Below are 18,197 nucleotides of genomic sequence, written 5' to 3' on the forward strand. Positions count from 1 at the left end.
ATAGGCAGAATCCAGGGAGTTGGTTGCTGAATTAGGTCTGGTTTATCTGGCTAACATCTGTCCCAAACACCATCAGGAATGTACAACTATTCGAAAGAATATCAGTTCGACTGGATAAAACAGGACATGAGAACAATACTTAGTATGGTTTCACATGTTGTTCATTATCTTTGCAGAGGAATATTATGAAAATATTGAAAACAATGGCAATGTTGGTTGTTCTGGGTACATTCTCTTCCGCTGTTATATCCGCCGAACTGCTAACCAAGGAGGAGCTTAATAATAACCCGCAGCAGTATGAAAAAATTGGCAATATCGTGACTGCCAATGAGTTAGCCACCATGGATGCTAAAGCTGAGTTATCCAAAAAGGCTGATGAATTGGGCGGCGATTATTATGTCATTACCTCAGCAAACACAGATAATAAGATTCACGCCACGGCTGATGTGTATAAGAAAAAGTAGTCACGATGATTCAAATATTAACGTTAAAGCTGGCTGGTCTATTCACAGCCAGCTTTGTCTTCCAGTACCGCAAGCGCTACGTGACGTAATAAATCCCCCTTTTTAATCCTGTTTGAATCCGGTATGCTCGAAATATGTCAGTATATAGTCCGGATTTGAAACGTGATTTCATTGTTTAAATCAGCACGTCTGTTTTACGCCAGATCAGTGAGTTATCCATCGCTATTCCGGCTTGTGGCATGAGCCAATCTAACGCTGTCACCCCGTCAAAAGTGCCTGGCCCTGCTCTGCCCTTATTGGTCGCCGGCGCTTTCTTTATGGAAAATCTGGATGGGACGGTGATTGTTACCGCCATGCCGCAGATGGCCTCGGCATTTGCGGTGCATCCCATTGATATGAATATTGGTATTTCTGCTTATATTCTCACGCTGACGGTGTTTATCCCTGCCAGTGGCTGGATTGCCAATCGCTTTGGTGCGCGCAATGTTTTTACCGCCGCGATGGTTATTTTTACCTTGGCATCAGTGCTGTGCGCCTTAAGCTCTGATCTTGCAACATTCACCGCCGCCAGAATTTTACAGGGATTTGGCGGCGCGATGATGGTGCCGGTGGGTCGATTAATTGTATTACGTAATACCGCAAAAGCGGATTTGATTAAAGCCATTGCCACCATTACCTGGCCGGGATTGGTGGCCCCGATCCTCGGGCCGCCGGTAGGCGGTTTTCTGACCACTTATGCTTCCTGGCATTGGATTTTTATCCTAAATGTTCCGCTGGGTATCCTCGGATTATGGCTGGCATGGCGGCTTATCCCACAGGAACCACCACAAAAAGAGACGCCTTTCGATATGCTGGGTTTCTTGTTAACCGGCTCAGCGTGTTTTAGCCTGATGTTTGGGTTGGAACTGTTTAATCACCAAACTTTATCACGCTGGGTTCCGTTGCTGTGTATCAGCGTTAGCTTACTATTAGGTGTGTTGGCGGTTTATCACGCCAGACGGCAGATTTCGCCACTGGTTGATCTGTGGGCATTGCGCATAAAAAGTTACAGCGTCACCATTTGGAGCGGAAGTTTGTACCGCATCGCGATCGGTGCCGTGCCCTTCTTACTGCCGTTGCTGTTTCAGCTTGGGTTTGGCATGAGCGCATTTGATGCCGGTTTATTGGTCTTGGCCGTTTTTGCCGGTAACTTGATGATGAAGCCTTTTACTTCAGCCATCTTATATCGCTTCCGTTTCCGCTCTACCTTGCTGGTTAATGGTGTGCTTAATGCGGTCACTATTTTCGCTTGTGCGCTTATCACCCCAGAAACACCTCATATATTGATTATATTGCTGCTGTTTATCAGCGGATTAACGCGTTCAATGCAGTTTACCGCACTCAATACCTTGGCATATTCTGAAATTCCAGCGCCCAAAATGGGGGGCGCTAATACCTTTTCCAATATGATTCAGCAGTTGGCGATGGGATTGGGTATTGCTATCGGCGCACTGGCGCTGCGTGTCGCTGAATGGTTCCACCCGTATCGTGCGGGCGTTATCCCGTTGGAAAACTTCCAGATAGCATTTGTGGTTATTGGTGTGGTCGCATTATTATCGATAGTGGATACATTAACACTGAGCCGTGATGCCGGTGATGAAGTGCGTAAGAAACCGTCAAGGCGTTGAGCTGAAGCCGTGCTTAACAGTATGTTAATTATATTTTTGGCAACGAAAGATAAGGAATGAATATGATCGTTTTCGTCACAGGCGCGACTTCCGGGTTTGGTGAGGCTATCGCTCGCAAATTTATCAGCCACGGTCATCAGGTTATTGCCACTGGGCGTCGTCAGGAGCGGTTGGACGAATTGAAAACCGAGCTGGGTGAGCAACTGCATATTGTGCCATTAGATGTCCGTAATCGCGCGGCGATTCAACATGTTATTGACGAACTCCCCGCCGAGCTGAAAAACATCGATGTGCTGGTGAATAATGCCGGTTTAGCTTTAGGCTTGGAACCGGCTCATAAAGCCAATGTTGAAGATTGGGACACGATGATTGATACCAATACCAAAGGTTTGGTGAATATGACGCGTGCATTGCTTCCCGCCATGGTGGCACGCGATGTCGGCCATATTATTAATATTGGTTCTACTGCTGCTAACTGGCCTTACGCTGGCGGTAATGTATATGGTGCAACCAAAGCCTTTGTGAAGCAATTCAGTTTGGGTCTGCGCGCCGACTTGCATGGCACACATATTCGCGTCACGGATATTGAGCCGGGGATGGTGGGTGGCACGGAATTTTCAGCGGTGCGTTTTAAAGGTGACGGCGAGAAAGTGAATAAGACCTACGATGGCGCGAATCCATTAACACCAGAAGATGTTGCCGAAGCGGTGTATTGGGTGGCCACATTGCCTGCGCGCGTCAATATCAATACGCTGGAAATGATGCCGGTCAGCCAATCCTTTGCCGGCTTGAGCATTCACCGCGAAGGTTAATAGATAGCTTTTAGTCATAGATCAAGGTTTGGGGCGTTCACCGCCCCACCCTTAATTGTCCCCAGCCCGCGACATTTAAAAGTCTTGCATAAGGTCGGCAACGATTTCTGCGGCCGGACGGACTGATTTAATGACTGAAATACCCGTACCGGTGGACACTATCCCTTGGTCAAAATTGCCAAGCCTCATGGCCTGCCATAAAGAGTGGTATCCGTTCATCGCCTTAAACATGGTTTCGCGATCAGTGTCCTGTGCCTCTAATTCTGCCAGCTTTGGACTCAGATCGGTGGGTAACGTGCGGTAATACGCAGGCAGCGTACGGAAAAGTAGCAGATCTTCAGCGCTTGATTCTACAATCAGGCGTTTGACTTTTTCATCTGCGGGGTTTTCAAGAGCCGTCAAAAAGAGGCTGCCAGCAAATACCCCTTCCGCCCCCAACGCCATTGCGGCGCGCACGCCCCGCACATCACATATGCCGCCAGCGGCAATTATCGGGATTTTTACACTATCCACTATCATTGGCACGATACTGAACGTACCAATCACGCGGGACGGAACGGTGCCGCCTTCGTCAAAACCTGTAGCAATGATGATGTCGGCCCCTAATTTCTCAGCTTCTTTCGAATTGGCGACAGTGGGAGTCAGGGCACGGTAAAGTATTTTTATGCGGTTGCTTTTAAAAAAAGCATATATTTCAGGGTCCAGCACTTCATTGATAAGTACCACTTCCACGCCTTCTTCTGCAAACATTTCTGCGGTTGGTCGCCAGAAGCTCAAATCAGGTCCGTTTATTAACGTTACGGCAAAAGGATTATCCGTCAGTTTTTTTACTTTTCTAATCTCCTCTCGCATGCGATCCAGAGCCATAAAACGCGAGTCCGGCAGGCTGTCTTGCCCCGCGTGTGGCCCCAGAGTGCCCAGGCCGCCAGCGTTCGAAACGGCAGCGACAAGTTCAGCATTGGTAAGAAAATACAAGGGTGCCTGTATGAGTGGATAACGAATATGTAAGAGCTCAGTGATGCGGTTATGCATTTTTCAATCCTGGTAAAGTTCAGATAGGTAGGATTTTAACATTTGCAAAATGGAATTTAATAACCAAAAATAAACATCTAATGCCCAAATATGGAAAGTAAAAATGGATTTCAACGCAACGAAATTGTTCATCTCGGTGGTGAATGCCGGCAGTTTTTCTGCGGCCAGTGAAAAAATGGGTATGCCGATCTCAACGTTGAGTCGTAAGATTAATGAACTTGAGCAGGCGTTAAATGCACAGCTCTTGGTTCGATCAAGGCATGGGGTTAAGCCAACCTATAAAGGACAACAGTTCTTTGAACAGGCTCGTCTCGGTGTCGAGCTGCTAGAGGATGCACAAAGATCGGTAACCTCAGTCCACAAATTACAGGGCAAATTACGTCTGTCTGTCCCGCCTAATTTCACCCTATGGTGGGATTTACTGCTCGAATTTCAGCAACGTTACCCTGATATAAGAGTATTTTGTCATTCAAGTGAAAGAGTCGTTGATTTGTTTGAGGATGGGATCGATGTTGCGCTCAGAATGGGCAACTTAAATACTGATGATGTGATTGCTAAACCCATAATGACAGGGGAAGCCTTGTTTGTGGCAAGTCCCAAATTATTAGCGCGTTACGGCACACCACAGACTCTGGCTGAAATGGGGCGGCTTCCCATCGCTGCCTGGGAAAATCTGAATCATGGTTTTTTTGAATGGGAATCTGGCTCAGAAAAAGTTAAATACGAGCCATTCTTTTCCACCAATAATACACAGGTATTAATTCATTATGCCCTGAATGGCATGGGCGCCTCACAGCTACTGGATTTTTCAGTCCGCCCCTGGCTGGAAAGTGGTGAGTTGATACAACTTATCCCCTGGACAACCCAAAAAATTATTCCGTTACACCTTGTCTATGCCCGTCAGAAATATCCTTCAGCACTGGTACGGGCTTATCTGGACTTTTGTCTGGAATGGGTTGGAAAGATGAAATACAAATAATCACCTTAACGTACAATAATTTTCGATAGCCAAACTGCCCCCTTAATTAACGCGCCAGCCCGCGACAATAATCAACATCCCGATCAGCGCCACTCCCGCACCCACCCAATCAAATAGCGAGAGTTTCACACCATCAACCACTCTCAGCCAAATTAACGCCGTTGCCACATAAACACCGCCGTAAGCCGCATAGACCCGGCCACTGGCGGCAGGATGCAAGGTTAGTAACCAGACAAACAGCGCCAGACTGGCGGCGGCGGGCAGTAATAACCAGATGCTTGCGCCTTTGCGCAGCCATAAGTAAGGCAAGAAACAGCCAATAATTTCAGCCAATGCAGTGACAAAAAACAGTAACGACGTCTTTAACATGCACACATCCCTTTTGATTCTGTTTTTAAAAACAACCCACACATAGTGCGAGAGGTTAATGACAAAGTGCTCGTATCGGTGAAAACAGGCAGATCGTAAAGACGCCGTAAACCCTTCCCTGGGGGCTCGAGCCGCGCCATCCCTGGCGCGGACGCTTTACTCTTCTCCCTGTCCTCACCTTGCAAGATCGAGTCGTTGGGTTTTGTCAGCAATTGGACACACCTGGTATGCCTGATTTACTTGTGTTGTCTGAATATCCACTCGCGCACCGGTTCGATGTTGTAGGCAATACGCCAGGTATTTCGATGCCCGGAAGCCCCGGCCATCGATTCGTCTGCGGGTACCACGGTTCCTGTGCGAAAAGTAACATAGTTAATCGAGGCATTTTCAGCATCAATTTTTTCGAATGCACGACGAAACTGTTCCGCATCCCAGGTTCCATCCCAGACGGCCTCGGCAACTTTTGCGCCCTCTTTTTTCAACACCTCAATAATGGCATTTTGACCCGGCCAGGCCTTGTCATCATCCTGGGAAACAATAATCCACAGTTTCTGGCCTGCCAGCGACTTGACCAGTGCGGGATCCCACTGCCCAGCCACCAACAATGATGCCGCAAAAAGGTCTGGGTACTTGATATTCATAGCAATTGACATCATGCAGCCGCCGGATTGCCCGGTCACATAAAGACGATTGCGATCAATATTATACTGCTGACACAGGGCATTAATCAGATCGACGGTGGTATCCAGCATATCTGACGTCTGCGAATTATCGTCGGCAATGATTTCAGCATACTGCGGTGCCAGAATAAAACAGGGGCGCTGGGCTTGATCTGCTGGCGATGCCCAAGAGATAGCCCCTAACCCCTGAAACAATGTGGTCTGGGTGACATCACTGGTTGCCCCGGCATCGTGCATAAACAGCACCAGTGGCCATGCGTGTTCTTTGTTGTAACCCTTTGGAATATATAAATTATATTTCAGTGTTTTCCCTGTTTTTGGATCGCGGTATTCCAGTTGTTTAAAATCATCTACAATCAGGTTTTTCACCTTATCAGTCGTCAGCGCTTTTTGTTCCGGCACAATAGCCTGACCGGAAACAGTATGAAGTTCAGACTGTTGGCTAAATGATGCAGTCGCCGCCGGATAAATCGTGTCATAAACCGGTATGTCCCCTGCTTTACCTGGCCCACCTTGCCCACCTTGCCCAGGACTCGCACTTTTATCTTTTTTGGGTTGTGGCAATTTTTCAGCTAAAGCGGCGTTTTTATCTTCCGGCGATAGCGTGATGATGACATATTCTCCCGTTGGCGCTTTGTCTGCCGGATCTGCTGAATGGCTGGTAAATACAGCGGTAATAGTACGGCTTTCAACCGTGAAATCCGTTGGCTTAAGCGCTTTACCATCAACCGGCTGATTGTATTGCACCGCGACGCCGGTAAGCCGGACACCGTCACCATAAACCTGAGTAATCGCCGTCCCATCGACCACAGTTGGCGATTGTTTGGCGCTGGTTTTATTGGCACTTGCCGCAAAAGCCGGTGCACTGAATTTGAGTACCACTCCCAGCCCTGCCACCATAGTCAGAAACTCACGTCGTGTTTTCATCTTAAACCTCTCTTCTTGCTGGTCGATTTCGCCTGAAAGCGCGTCAGTTGTCGTTGACTGGTTTATATACCGTGACCAATGATATAATTCTCTCTCGCAGATACTGTGCCAGTAAATTATATGATGATTTCGCATCACCGACTCATAAAGGACTTAAGACGATGACAATAACTAATCTGGCACGCTTGCTGCGCGCTGTTCTACCGCTCGCCGTGCTGGCTTTACCACTGGCATGGCAAGCCCCTGCGCTAGCGCAATCAGCAACTTGTACTCAGGGTAGCACTTGTGTTTCTGTTGGCGGGAATAATGATCCCATGTCAAAAGAGCAAGCACGCCAAAGCCAGCAACAGTGGGATGATACCCACCGCCTGCGTAATAAAGTGAATAGCCGGGTCGAAAAGAATTTTGATAAATACGACCGCGCCGAAGACGCAAAAGACAATTGCGATCGTAGCGCAAACTTCAATGCCTATTGGGAACCAAACACTGAACGTTGCCTGGATCGTTTAACCGGTCGCCAGATTAATCCGTAATTGACGGTAATGGCTCGGATTGACTTGAGGTTATGTCAACCAGAGCTATCCTTACGTTAGGCAAGCTATTCATCCACATAAGGATTTTATGATGAAAAAAACGCTTATTATCAGCACATTGTTATTGTCTCTGGCGCCTTTAGCTGCGTTGGCATCTTGTGAAAGTGTCAAAGCAGAGATCACGCAAAAGATTATCAGTAATGGCGTGCCTGAATCTGGTTTTAAACTGGATATTGTCCCTAACGATCAGGTACAAAATGCGGGTGGACAAGTGGTTGGGCATTGTGAAAATGATACTCAGAAGATTGTTTATACGCGTATAACTGACAGCGAATAATCTTTTGTTTTCTTTAGGGTGTACTTTCCAGTACACCCTAAAATTTATACACCTTCATCTGGCATAACCGTACTTGAGGGTTATTCTATGATTGATTTGTTAATCTATCACTCCAGAGATCCATCGTCTGCAACACTGGTTGTGTTTTGGTGAAGTTATCCACGACCTTTTCCATCTCATATCCCGTTAATTCTTTATGTTGCAGGTATGCTACTGAGTGCGGTAGCGGTGGTGTTCCACCTAAATCACAAAAAAACTCTCCGACCGGGTTATCAGGAAATGCTGCCCGACAGTTCTTATAACAAGCAGAGCCTTGGTGCATACAGGCAAATGCAGGAGCGGTAAGTGGTAAGAGAACGAATAACATTAACATTCTGTATTTCATATGAACCTCGAGCCAATTATTTATATAAAGGAACGCCCTCAACTCAGTTTTAAATACTACGCTCTGTACCAAGCAGTTCTTATGAAATAAGCAACGATCTATCAATAAAGGTTTTTTATGCTCATTTGTGGATATTTAAATCATCATTCTGAATAATCTTTAACAGCAACACCCCCGAGTTAGTGCCTTGATAAAATGAGTCAATATTTGCTAGCTATTCTCTTACTCACCATTAACAATGGTTTTCCCTAAACTTGCCACTAGTTGCTTTATATGAAACGGCCTGCCCATTGGTATTACTATCGCGCCATGCTGCGCCGGTTGATGATTGCCATCATGCTGGGCATCATTTCTGCCCTCATTGTTTGGTTGTTCCATCAAGCGATGTTGGGGATTGAGTGGTTATTATTTGCGCGCACCGACGGCAGTCTGGTCGCGGCAGCCTCTTCTATTAGTGGCTGGCGACGTGCCTTAACCCCCGCATTAGGAGGATTGGCAGCAGGCTCGCTATTGTGGGGATATCAGCGCTATCAACATCGAAAACCCAGCGCCCCTACCGATTATATGGAAGCCATTGAGACTGGCGATGGACGGCTAGATGTTTCCGCCAGTGTGATCAAATCTCTGGCTTCGTTGTTAGTGGTATCCAGCGGCAGTGCCATTGGCCGCGAAGGTGCCATGGTGCTATTGGCGGCACTGTTTGCTTCTGTATTTGCTCAGCGCTACGCAAAACCTAAGGAATGGAAACTTTGGGTCGCCTGTGGTGCCGCCGCCGGTATGGCCAGCGCCTATCATGCGCCATTAGCGGGTAGCCTGTTTATTGCAGAAATTCTGTTTGGCACATTGATGCTGGCTTCCCTCGGGCCGGTGGTGATTGCGGCTGTCAGCGCATTACTGACCACCAACCTGTTGCATGGCGGGCAAGAAACGCTGTATCAAGTACAGGTGCTGCCGTCCCCGTGGCCGATACAATATCTCCTGATGGCATTATTGGGCTTATTCGCTGGTTTTTGCGGGCCACTGTTCCTTAAAGGTATGACAGCCAGTGGGCATGCTTTTCGTTCCCTGAATCTATCACCGCCGCTGCAATTGGCACTGGGGGGAATGATTGTTGGGCTGTTATCGCTTATTTTCCCTGAAGTCTGGGGCAATGGTTACAGTGTGGTGCAATCATTATTGACCGCCCCGCCAGGAATTTTATTAATTGGCGGTATTTTAGTTTGTAAGCTGTTGGCGGTACTGGCCAGTAGTGGTTCGGGCGCACCCGGAGGGGTATTTACGCCAACACTGTTTGTTGGTGCGGCGTTAGGGATGTTATGCGGCCAGATATTTGCCTGGTGGCCCGTGTTGGGTGACAATATTGCGTTATTAATGGCATTGACGGGCATGGCGACATTGCTGGCAGCGACCACTCATGCCCCTATTATGGCGGCGCTAATGGTATGCGAAATGACAGGAGCCTATACCCTGCTGCCAGGGCTACTATTATCTTGTGTTATTTCGACAACAATAGCCCGTTGGTTACGCCCTATTTCGGTATATCACTCGCGGTAAATTAAAGTTTTATGGATATATTACTTGGCTATTGCGGTGAGATCTAAATATTGTGCTAACGGCTTTTGTTCCGGATGCGGCAGATAAGGCAGTTGCCCTAATTGCGGAGCCGGTAAACGCTCACGCAACATGGCAATTGTTTCCGCATAATGTGCCAGTCCCGGATTAATACGATTGGCAACCCAACCTAATAATGGCAACCCATCATTGATAATCGCCTGAGCGGTTAATAAGGCATGATTAATACAACCTAATTTAATCCCAACCACCATAATGACCGGTAATTGTTCTTGAATTACCCACTCAGAATAAAAACGCTGGTCATTCATCATCACTTTCCAGCCGCCACATCCTTCAACGACCACGGTATCGGCTTTCGTTGATAATTGCTGCAATCCTTCCGTCATTTTATTGTAATTAATCAGGGTGTCGGAGCAGGCATGGATAACATCCCCAGCCAGTGGATATGGGTTAACTTCCTGATAATCCAATGCAATAGAGGATGAAGCCTGTAAAATCAGTGCATCTTGGTTGCGTAATCCATCGGGAGTTTCTTTACTCTCTGTCGCCACTGGCTTATAACCAACAGCTTTTCTGTCACCTTGGCTTAAGGCCTGAAGTAAGGCCCGTGACACAACAGTTTTACCGACCGCTGTGTCGGTACCCGTCACAAAAACACGCGTTAACATAACAATACTCCGCAATCTGGCCACTTCGACTCACGTCTTTCCGCCTAATATTAGCGAAATTGGTAACATGGATAAAAGTCTAGGCGATGCCGACCACAGACAGCTTGCGTTAGCGCAATGTTTTGCCGAACTGAGTGCATTTTTTAACGGATATCAGCCGATAATATAGGGAATACACCCAATATACCCACTAATAATTAACTCTTAATTATTAGTTACGCCCTATCCTTGCAGTAATTTCACTAACAATGAGCCGTTATATAACGCTTCTTTTACCAGTGCAGCACCAGGCATTGTCCCCTGATTAAAAAATGCCGTTGGTTCAACCAGAATATTCTCGCTATAAGCGGGTAGTGCTTGTTGGCGAATACAGGATGCAATGGCGGGATGTAAAATAGAAGCCGCTTTATTTAATGGCGACCCGACCAGAATTTTTTCTGGATTAAATAAATTGACCATAATGGCAATAATCCGCCCAACACTGTGACCCACGCCCAAAATAATATCTTTGGCTAATTGATCGCCGGCCAAAGCCGCATCACATAAAGATTCGACCGTCAGTGGTGAACCATGTAATAACGAACTCATTGAGCCATTTAATCGTTGTTGGGCAATTTCCAACATATTCTCAATACTGGCAACTGTCTCAAGGCAACCATGATTACCGCAATAACAGCGTTTGCCATAAGGATCAACTTGAGTATGACCAATTTCAACCACACTACGACTGCCAGCATGTAATACTCTGCCCGCAGTAATGACCCCTGCTCCGACATTATGGTCAATCACCACTTGAATAACATTTTCACAGCCACGCGAAGCGCCATACAAGGCCTCTGCCATCGTCCAGGCGCAAATATCATGTTGCAGATAAACCGGTAACCCCGTGCGCTGCTCCAACGCCGGGCCAAGTAGCATTTCATCTACTTTATAGAATGGCATTTTATGCACAATGCCCGCCGGTGCATCGATGATGCCGGGCATGGTAATGGCGATAGCCGTCAGTCTTTCAAGCTTTTCCTGATGGCGGATAAAGAATTGATCGACTTCACTAAGAATGCGATTGAGTAAGGGTTCTGAGTGGCTATCTGGTAAGGGAATTTGATCTTCAACCACCAGTTTACTGCTGAGATCGCGCAGCGCGAGAGTAATAGAACCTCGGCTAATCCGCCCAGAGACATAGTGCCAGGCCTCGGTATCCAGAACCAAACCAATTGCTGGCCGCCCACGGCTCCCAACATCTTGATATTCGGTTTCTTTTACCAAATGAGCTTCAACTAATTCCCGCACAATCTTAGTGATACTGGCGGGGGCCAGTTGCGCCTTCTTAGACAGTTCAATGCGGGATATCGGGCCGAACAAATCAATCAGCCGATAAACGGCCCCTGCATTGGTCTGCTTGATTTGATCAATATGTCCAGGCTGTCCATCCGTTATCACTAAACCGGCCCCTTCTCTGTCACCGAGTATTTTTCGCGCTTCTAAATAAAGATTATCGGCTATGTTGGGGCTTTTGGCATATGGCGTCAACTATTTGATTAGTTATGTGATTTACTGCACATAATCACCGCTATCCTTTGACTCTGCGCTGATTATTTATACGAATTGAGAGCGAAAAATATCCACCAATGTCATTTAACCCTGGCACTCAAAAATGCCTCTTAGGGTTTACCTGTCGGGATATCCGCCACCATCAGGCGGATCAATGCTTCCGCTGGCGCCGTCACCGGGCGATGTTTGTGATTCACCAACCACACCTCAGTTGTTGCACTGTCTTCAGCTAACGGCAAGTATTTCACCCCATCCACTTTTATCCGAGTGAATGACGCCGGCAAGATAGAAACGCCTAAACCTGAGGATACCAGCCCGACAATGGTCATCGCCTCCCCGACTTCTTGCGTGATATAGGGCGTGATCCCGGCACGGGCCAGCAGCGTGAGGATCTCATCATAAAGCGCGGTACCCACCTCGCGCGCAAAGAAAACAAAAGGTTGCTCGGCCAGCGAACTAAATTTGACACTGCCCTGAGGTAAAGCGGCTAACGGACTTTCTTCATGGACGACGGCCACTAAAGGCTCACGCAACAACAAGCGATATTGCAGCGCATCCGGCAAGCGGGTATTACGCATTACGCCAATATCAAGTCGCCCATCCAGCAAGGGTTCAATTTGCTGCTTGGTATTCACTTCCTGCATTTTAATATGAACATGTGGATGTAATTGGCGAAAAGCGCGCAAACTCTTAGATACGGTGCTGATAAAAGGAGCCGACGAGGTAAAGCCAATGGTTAACTCCCCCGATTCCCCACGATGCAGGCGCGCGGCTTTCTCCGTTGCCGAGTTGACCTGTGCCAAAATTTGGTAAGCCTCTTTTAAGAATAGCGTACCCGCTTGGGTCAAACTGACATTGCGGTTATTGCGGGCCAATAGTCTGGCCCCGATTTGCTCTTCCAATATCTGAATTTGTTGGCTTAGCGGGGGTTGCGAAATACGCAAACGCTCTGCTGCTCGTCCGAAATGTAGCTCTTCTGCTACCGCGATGAAATAACGTAAGTGCCTGAGTTCAATACTCATCCAACCCCATTAATACGTTTAAAGTCTTATTGTGAATAATTAATATATTAGACAAAAAACTCTGCTATTTCTATGATCTTGTTATTACACCGAACAACGATTGAGCCTGCTCTGTTGCGGTGAACAAACTGTTTTGATTGTGCTTGTTTTTATTGTGCTAATGATAAGGAAATACCGTGACCACCTCTTTGCGCACTACGGATACCGCAGTGTCGACCCTCGCCGCAAATGACGATGCTACTGCTTTAATGGCAGCCCCCCAAGTCACTCGTTTAACTAAACGCCCTTATATTCAACGCGGTACACCGGAGTTTATTCGTGTCACTCTGGCTTTCTTTTCGGCCGGATTAGCCACCTTTGCTCTGCTTTATTGTGTGCAACCTATCCTACCGTTGTTATCGCAAGATTTTAATATTTCCCCTGCCGGCAGTAGCTTATCGCTATCAGCCGCGACCGGAATGTTGGCGTTTGGTTTGATGTTTACCGGGCCATTATCGGATGCTATTGGCCGTAAATCCGTGATGGTGGTGGCCTTGATGCTGGCCGCTATCTGCACCTTGATTTGTTCTTTTATGACCAGTTGGCATGGGATTTTGCTGATGAGGGCTTTGATTGGCTTATCCCTTAGCGGTGTGGCTGCCGTAGCAATGACCTACCTCAGTGAAGAGATCCATCCCAGCTTTGTTGCGCTTTCCATGGGGTTATATATCAGTGGCAACTCGATTGGTGGGATGAGTGGTCGCCTGGTCACTGGGGTGCTGAGTGATTTCTTCTCCTGGCGTGTTGCGTTAGCCGTGATTGGTTTATTCGCGTTGGCCGCAGCCTGCATGTTCTGGCGTATTCTTCCGGCCTCTAAACATTTCCGCCCTACATCATTGCGCCCCAGGACTCTGGTGATTAATTTCAAATTACACTGGCGCGATTCGGGTTTACCACTGCTGTTCGCCGAAGGCTTTTTAATCATGGGCAGCTTTGTCACTTTGTTTAATTACATCGGTTATCGTTTGCTGGCACAGCCTTATTATCTCAGCCAGGCAGTGGTGGGTTTATTATCGATAGTCTATCTGACCGGTTCTTATAGTTCGCCCAAAGCTGGCGCGTTAACCAGCCGTTATGGTCGAGGGCCGATATTAATGGCATCGATAGGCATGATGCTAATGGGGGTCATTATTACCAGCTTCTCTCCTGTGATTACCATATTTATTGGCATGATGATATTTACTGCCGGTTTTTTTGCTGCACATTCGGTCGCCAGCAGTTGGATTGGTCGTCGAGCGCGCCGGGCTAAAGCACAGGCTTCGTCATTGTATCTATTTTGTTATTATGCCGGATCTAGTGTGGCGGGGACATTAGGCGGTATTTTCTGGCTAAATTTAGGTTGGACAGGTGTTGTGGTATTTATCGCCACCCTTTTGTTGCTGGCATTATACGTTGGGCAACAGTTACGTAAATTGCCTGAAGCGGCCAGAATCTAATCTTAGATGAGGTAAAGCTGATCGGACGCCAAATTACAATTTGACGTCCTCTCTGCTATGTACCTATTATTAAGGGGAGCTTAACGACCCTAAGTGATTGTTGCTTGAGATATAAATTAAGTATCTAGTGTATTAAGGGATTTATTACGGGATATTTCCTTAATTTATGTAAGGTCAGGAGAAAATATGACAAACCACTTCCTCACGCTTTGGGACATACTCGCGACAACATTTTCCATTTTCTTTTTTATCGCATACTTGCTGATTCTGTTTCAGGTCATTTCTGATCTTTTCAGAGACCATGAATTAAGTGGGTTTTATAAAGCGATTTGGATTCTGTTTTTACTCTTCATTCCACTGCTAACGTCTCTGGTATACCTCATCACGCGAGGTAAAGGTATGGCTCAGCGCTATCGAGCCTCGGTACAAAAATCAGTATCCGAAACCAATGAGTATATCCGCCACGTTGCGGGTAAATCGCCAGCAGAGCAGATTGCTGACGCGAAAAAATTATTAGATGAAGGGACTATTACAGAAAGTGAATATCAGCAATTAAAAGCGAAAGCACTGTCCTGATATTTTGATTTATCACTCAAGGCCAAATGTCACCTATCCTGCCATTTGGCCTTTTTATTTCTGCATTAAAACGATAAAAATAATAGGGTGTGGTGCTACGTCACCTCACCACTTATAATCCTCCCCTATGCTTATTATTAGCGAGATTCAGGAATGAAGCACTCTTCGCTACGGCGTTCGCTGTTATTAGCCGGTATTACCCTGCCGTTAGTCAATTTTGCACTGCCATCCTGGGCGGCCGCGATTCCCGGATCATTAGACAAGCAACTGGCGGAACTTGAGCAAAGTGCGCATGGTCGTTTAGGTATTGCGATGATTAATACCGCCAATGGCAGTAAAATTCTGTATCGCGGATCTCAACGTTTTCCATTCTGTAGCACTTTTAAGTTTATGCTGGCCGCTGCGGTATTAGGTCAAAGCCAATCTCAACCGAATTTGCTCAATAAGCATATCAATTACCATGAGAGTGATTTGCTCTCTTATGCCCCCATCACGCGTAAAAATCTGGCGCATGGCATGACAGTTTCTGAGTTATGTGCGGCTACCATTCAATATAGTGATAACACAGCTGCGAATTTATTAATTAAAGAACTGGGTGGTTTAGCCGCTGTTAATCAGTTTGCGCGCAGTATTGGCGATCAGATGTTTAGGTTAGACCGCTGGGAGCCGGATTTAAACAGCGCGCTTCCTAATGACCCGCGTGATACCACCACTCCTGCGGCTATGGCAGCGAGTATGAATAAATTGGTGCTGGGTGATGCATTGCTCCCTGCCCAACGCAGTCAACTCGCGGTATGGTTGAAAGGAAACACCACCGGGGATGCCACCATTCGTGCAGGTGCCCCTGCTGATTGGATTGTGGGTGATAAAACCGGCAGTGGCGATTACGGAACCACTAATGATATTGCGGTTATCTGGCCGCCTAAAGGCGCGCCGATTGTTTTAGTCGTGTATTTTACGCAACGTGAAAAAGACGCGAAGCCACGCCGCGATGTATTGGCCTCCGCGACCAAAATAATTTGGTCGCAAATATCCTGATTTCCGGTGTGGGTAGTGTCACCCGCCTTTTAACCGCGATAGACGCTTTTGTCATTCTGGCAGATACTCCAATGGTTAATGGCACTTCGGGCTGTCATAGTGCTCTTTTAACTGATATAACATAGTGTATGTTGTAACTAAAATAAGGTCAGCTAAAAATACGATGACTAAATATGATTTGATCGAGCGTCTCAATAACCGCTTTACCGCGTTGGAAGTCGGATTGCAGGAACTCCACCAGCAACTTGAGGATTTACCGCTGCTCGCTGCACGCGTCTTTTCCTTGCCTGAAATAGAGAAAGGCACCGAACATCAGCCCATTATGCATATTCCTGTGAGTGCAACAGTGGGAGCAGAAGCACGAGATTTGGCGATACAGCACTATCAGCGGCTATTTATTCACCATCAGGGCCAGAATGTCAGCAGCAAAGCCGCCCTCCGCCTCCCTGGGGTTCTCTGTTTTTCGGTGACCGAGCACCAACTCGCCGCTTGCCAAAAGAGTATTCAACATATAAATCAATTGAAAACCGAGCTGGAACACATCATTACCGTTGAATCTGGTTTGCCGAGTGAGCAACGTTTCGAGTTTGTTCACACCCACTTACATGGGTTGATCACGCTAAATACCTATCGCACCATTACGCCGTTGATAAACCCCAGTTCGGTTCGCTTTGGTTGGGCTAATAAACATATTATTAAGAACGTCACCCGCGAAGAGGTGCTGGCGCAGTTAAACAAAAGCCTAAATGCCGGTCGTGCCATTCCCCCTTTTAGCCGTGAGCAGTGGGCGGAGTTAATTAGCCAGGAAATTAACGATGTTCAACAGTTGCCAGAACAGGCGCGCCTCAAGATCAAACGGCCAGTTAAAGTACAACCTATTGCACGAGTTTGGTATCAGGAGCAGCAGAAGCAAGTCCAACACCCCTGCCCTATGCCTTTGATTGCCTTTTGCCAGATCCAATCAGCCGTCGAATTACCTAAATTAGGCGAATTAACTGATTACGATGCCAATCAGATTAAACATAAATATAAGCCAGATGCCAAACCGTTACGGCTGTTGGTGCCCAGATTACATTTACATGTCGAGGTATAGGCAAAAACCATTCCCTCCCGATAAGCCTATAATATTAGAGTTCTGCTGGTGATTTTTATGAATCAGCGGCTCAATCACCAGAAGAAATTAACCCCTTCACGTAGCACTTTTTTAGGTACATAGTTGCTCAAACCTGATGCATGGCAATATTCAATTAAATCTTTTAAAGAGTGACACCCCACTTTGTTATAAATAAATCTAAGCCGATTTTCAATGGTTCTGTTTGATAAGAATAGTTTTTCTGCTATTTCTTTTGCTGTCATTTTTTGAATTGCATAAAATATGATATCAAGTTCTTTTTCTGAGAAGTCATCTACCGGCGGGGTGAGTGTAATAACGGAGGGTTTTAAACTTTTAAAAAAATCACACACGGAAATAAAATTAAATTTTTTACCAAAAAAAACTGTCCCTAACACATCCCCATCCGGGTTATAAATCGGGAATTTTGGGAAGTACCACGGTGAAAGAAGCCTTTCACGCCCAAAAGGTGAGGTCACAATGATCTCCGCGCCATCTCTGCTTTGCTCCGCCTTTCTATCGTGAGCTTTGAAATCATCACTATATTCAGACCATGAACATGGCATCTCCTCATCTAAGCGCCCTTCAAAATCAAAGCCGGGCTGAATATCAAACAAGTCAATACACGATTCATTTAAATAAACAAATTTGGATTTATTATCTTTTATCGCCCAAGGAATGCTGGCTTTTTCCATTATGGAAATGAGAGATATTTTACTGAGTGAATCAACCGTCAAACCAGGCTTATCTGTGGGACTACTTTTCTTATCTTCCATAAAATAACCTCCTGTCGAGTCAAAAAAAAATAACACCTTAATAAATAAAAACCACCTTATCTATCGCCACCAGATGGCTCATATGAAAAACAATGACAATCAATAAAACCATTCACAAAAATAAACAATCACCCAATTTAAGATACATTATAAATATATATCACGAAAAAATAAGCAGATATTATTCTAAATCGAAATCGAAAAAAAACACTACCTAAAT

19 protein-coding genes are annotated in these 18,197 nt (G+C 46.4%); 11 read left to right on the forward strand and 8 right to left on the reverse strand.

The genetic code is table 11. The features are described from left to right. Positions 1-185 precede the first annotated feature (185 nt). From yahO to ydfG, 3 genes are all read left to right on the forward strand, one after another. Entirely contained in the window at positions 186-464 is a 279-nt protein-coding gene (gene yahO, locus HU019_RS12730; RefSeq protein WP_005169775.1) for a DUF1471 family periplasmic protein YahO, read from the forward strand. A 239-nt stretch (positions 465-703) separates the two neighbouring features. Further along, on the forward strand, positions 704-2,131 hold the full coding sequence (locus tag HU019_RS12735; protein ID WP_174847634.1) for an MFS transporter: 1,428 nt from the start codon (positions 704-706) through the stop codon (positions 2,129-2,131). Between the two features lie 62 nt (positions 2,132-2,193). Next, positions 2,194-2,943 (forward strand): bifunctional NADP-dependent 3-hydroxy acid dehydrogenase/3-hydroxypropionate dehydrogenase YdfG, encoded by a 750-nt coding sequence (gene ydfG, locus HU019_RS12740; protein ID WP_174847633.1) that lies wholly within the window; start codon positions 2,194-2,196, stop codon positions 2,941-2,943. Positions 2,944-3,018: 75 nt separating this feature from the next. Here the strand turns inward: ydfG and HU019_RS12745 are convergent, their stop codons facing one another. Then, positions 3,019-3,975, reverse strand: a complete 957-nt coding sequence (locus HU019_RS12745) for an NAD(P)H-dependent flavin oxidoreductase (RefSeq protein WP_174847632.1) — start codon at positions 3,973-3,975, stop codon at positions 3,019-3,021. 103 nt (positions 3,976-4,078) lie between these two features. On the opposite strand from HU019_RS12745, the gene HU019_RS12750 reads away from it, so the two are divergent. After that, positions 4,079-4,954, forward strand: coding sequence for a LysR family transcriptional regulator (locus HU019_RS12750; protein WP_174847631.1), 876 nt, complete (start codon positions 4,079-4,081; stop codon positions 4,952-4,954). Positions 4,955-4,996: 42 nt separating this feature from the next. Here HU019_RS12750 and HU019_RS12755 read toward each other — a convergent pair whose 3' ends face one another. Together HU019_RS12755 and HU019_RS12760 are read right to left on the reverse strand one after the other, a co-directional pair. After that, positions 4,997-5,323, reverse strand: a complete 327-nt coding sequence (locus HU019_RS12755) for a YnfA family protein (RefSeq protein WP_174847630.1) — start codon at positions 5,321-5,323, stop codon at positions 4,997-4,999. Between the two features lie 236 nt (positions 5,324-5,559). Then, the gene (locus HU019_RS12760) at positions 5,560-6,930 is read right to left on the reverse strand and encodes a carboxylesterase family protein (RefSeq protein WP_174847629.1); all 1,371 of its coding nucleotides are present in this window, start codon (positions 6,928-6,930) and stop codon (positions 5,560-5,562) included. 161 nt (positions 6,931-7,091) lie between these two features. Between HU019_RS12760 and HU019_RS12765 the strand changes: the two genes are divergently transcribed. Together HU019_RS12765 and HU019_RS12770 are read left to right on the forward strand one after the other, a co-directional pair. Further along, entirely contained in the window at positions 7,092-7,463 is a 372-nt protein-coding gene (locus tag HU019_RS12765; protein ID WP_174847628.1) for a DUF1283 family protein, read from the forward strand. 91 nt (positions 7,464-7,554) lie between these two features. After that, complete coding sequence (locus HU019_RS12770; protein WP_174847740.1) at positions 7,555-7,800, forward strand: DUF1161 domain-containing protein; 246 nt, start codon at positions 7,555-7,557, stop codon at positions 7,798-7,800. Positions 7,801-7,885: 85 nt separating this feature from the next. Here HU019_RS12770 and HU019_RS12775 read toward each other — a convergent pair whose 3' ends face one another. Beyond that, a complete protein-coding gene (locus HU019_RS12775; protein ID WP_227739427.1) occupies positions 7,886-8,173 on the reverse strand; it encodes a hypothetical protein in 288 nt (95 codons plus the stop codon). A gap of 285 nt (positions 8,174-8,458) precedes the next feature. Between HU019_RS12775 and clcB the strand changes: the two genes are divergently transcribed. Further along, positions 8,459-9,739 carry a voltage-gated ClC-type chloride channel ClcB gene (gene clcB / locus HU019_RS12780; RefSeq protein ID WP_174847626.1) on the forward strand — a complete coding sequence of 427 codons (1,281 nt, stop codon included), beginning with the start codon at positions 8,459-8,461 and terminating at the stop codon, positions 9,737-9,739. A gap of 20 nt (positions 9,740-9,759) precedes the next feature. Here clcB and bioD read toward each other — a convergent pair whose 3' ends face one another. From bioD to HU019_RS12795, 3 genes are all read right to left on the reverse strand, one after another. Further along, positions 9,760-10,428, reverse strand: coding sequence for a dethiobiotin synthase (gene bioD / locus HU019_RS12785; protein WP_174847625.1), 669 nt, complete (start codon positions 10,426-10,428; stop codon positions 9,760-9,762). Between the two features lie 222 nt (positions 10,429-10,650). Continuing rightward, positions 10,651-11,868: a sugar metabolism global transcriptional regulator Mlc gene (mlc, locus tag HU019_RS12790; RefSeq protein ID WP_174847624.1), complete on the reverse strand. Its 1,218-nt coding sequence runs from the start codon at positions 11,866-11,868 to the stop codon at positions 10,651-10,653. A 221-nt stretch (positions 11,869-12,089) separates the two neighbouring features. Further along, positions 12,090-13,001: a LysR family transcriptional regulator gene (locus HU019_RS12795; protein ID WP_174847623.1), complete on the reverse strand. Its 912-nt coding sequence runs from the start codon at positions 12,999-13,001 to the stop codon at positions 12,090-12,092. Between the two features lie 176 nt (positions 13,002-13,177). On the opposite strand from HU019_RS12795, the gene HU019_RS12800 reads away from it, so the two are divergent. The 4 genes from HU019_RS12800 (at position 13,178) to tus (ending at position 17,183) form a co-directional block, all read left to right on the forward strand. Beyond that, the gene (locus HU019_RS12800; RefSeq protein WP_174847622.1) at positions 13,178-14,476 is read left to right on the forward strand and encodes an MFS transporter; all 1,299 of its coding nucleotides are present in this window, start codon (positions 13,178-13,180) and stop codon (positions 14,474-14,476) included. A gap of 186 nt (positions 14,477-14,662) precedes the next feature. Next, entirely contained in the window at positions 14,663-15,052 is a 390-nt protein-coding gene (locus HU019_RS12805; protein WP_005169809.1) for an SHOCT domain-containing protein, read from the forward strand. A gap of 153 nt (positions 15,053-15,205) precedes the next feature. Beyond that, positions 15,206-16,090: a class A beta-lactamase BlaA gene (gene blaA, locus HU019_RS12810; RefSeq protein ID WP_174847621.1), complete on the forward strand. Its 885-nt coding sequence runs from the start codon at positions 15,206-15,208 to the stop codon at positions 16,088-16,090. Between the two features lie 163 nt (positions 16,091-16,253). Then, positions 16,254-17,183 (forward strand): DNA replication terminus site-binding protein, encoded by a 930-nt coding sequence (tus, locus tag HU019_RS12815; protein WP_217450905.1) that lies wholly within the window; start codon positions 16,254-16,256, stop codon positions 17,181-17,183. Between the two features lie 74 nt (positions 17,184-17,257). On the opposite strand, the gene HU019_RS12820 is transcribed toward tus, so the two are convergent. Further along, on the reverse strand, positions 17,258-17,977 hold the full coding sequence (locus HU019_RS12820) for a helix-turn-helix transcriptional regulator (RefSeq protein WP_174847619.1): 720 nt from the start codon (positions 17,975-17,977) through the stop codon (positions 17,258-17,260). Positions 17,978-18,197: the final 220 nt, after the last annotated feature.

Source organism: Yersinia artesiana (genome assembly GCF_902726545.1).
Classification (GTDB): domain Bacteria; phylum Pseudomonadota; class Gammaproteobacteria; order Enterobacterales; family Enterobacteriaceae; genus Yersinia; species Yersinia artesiana.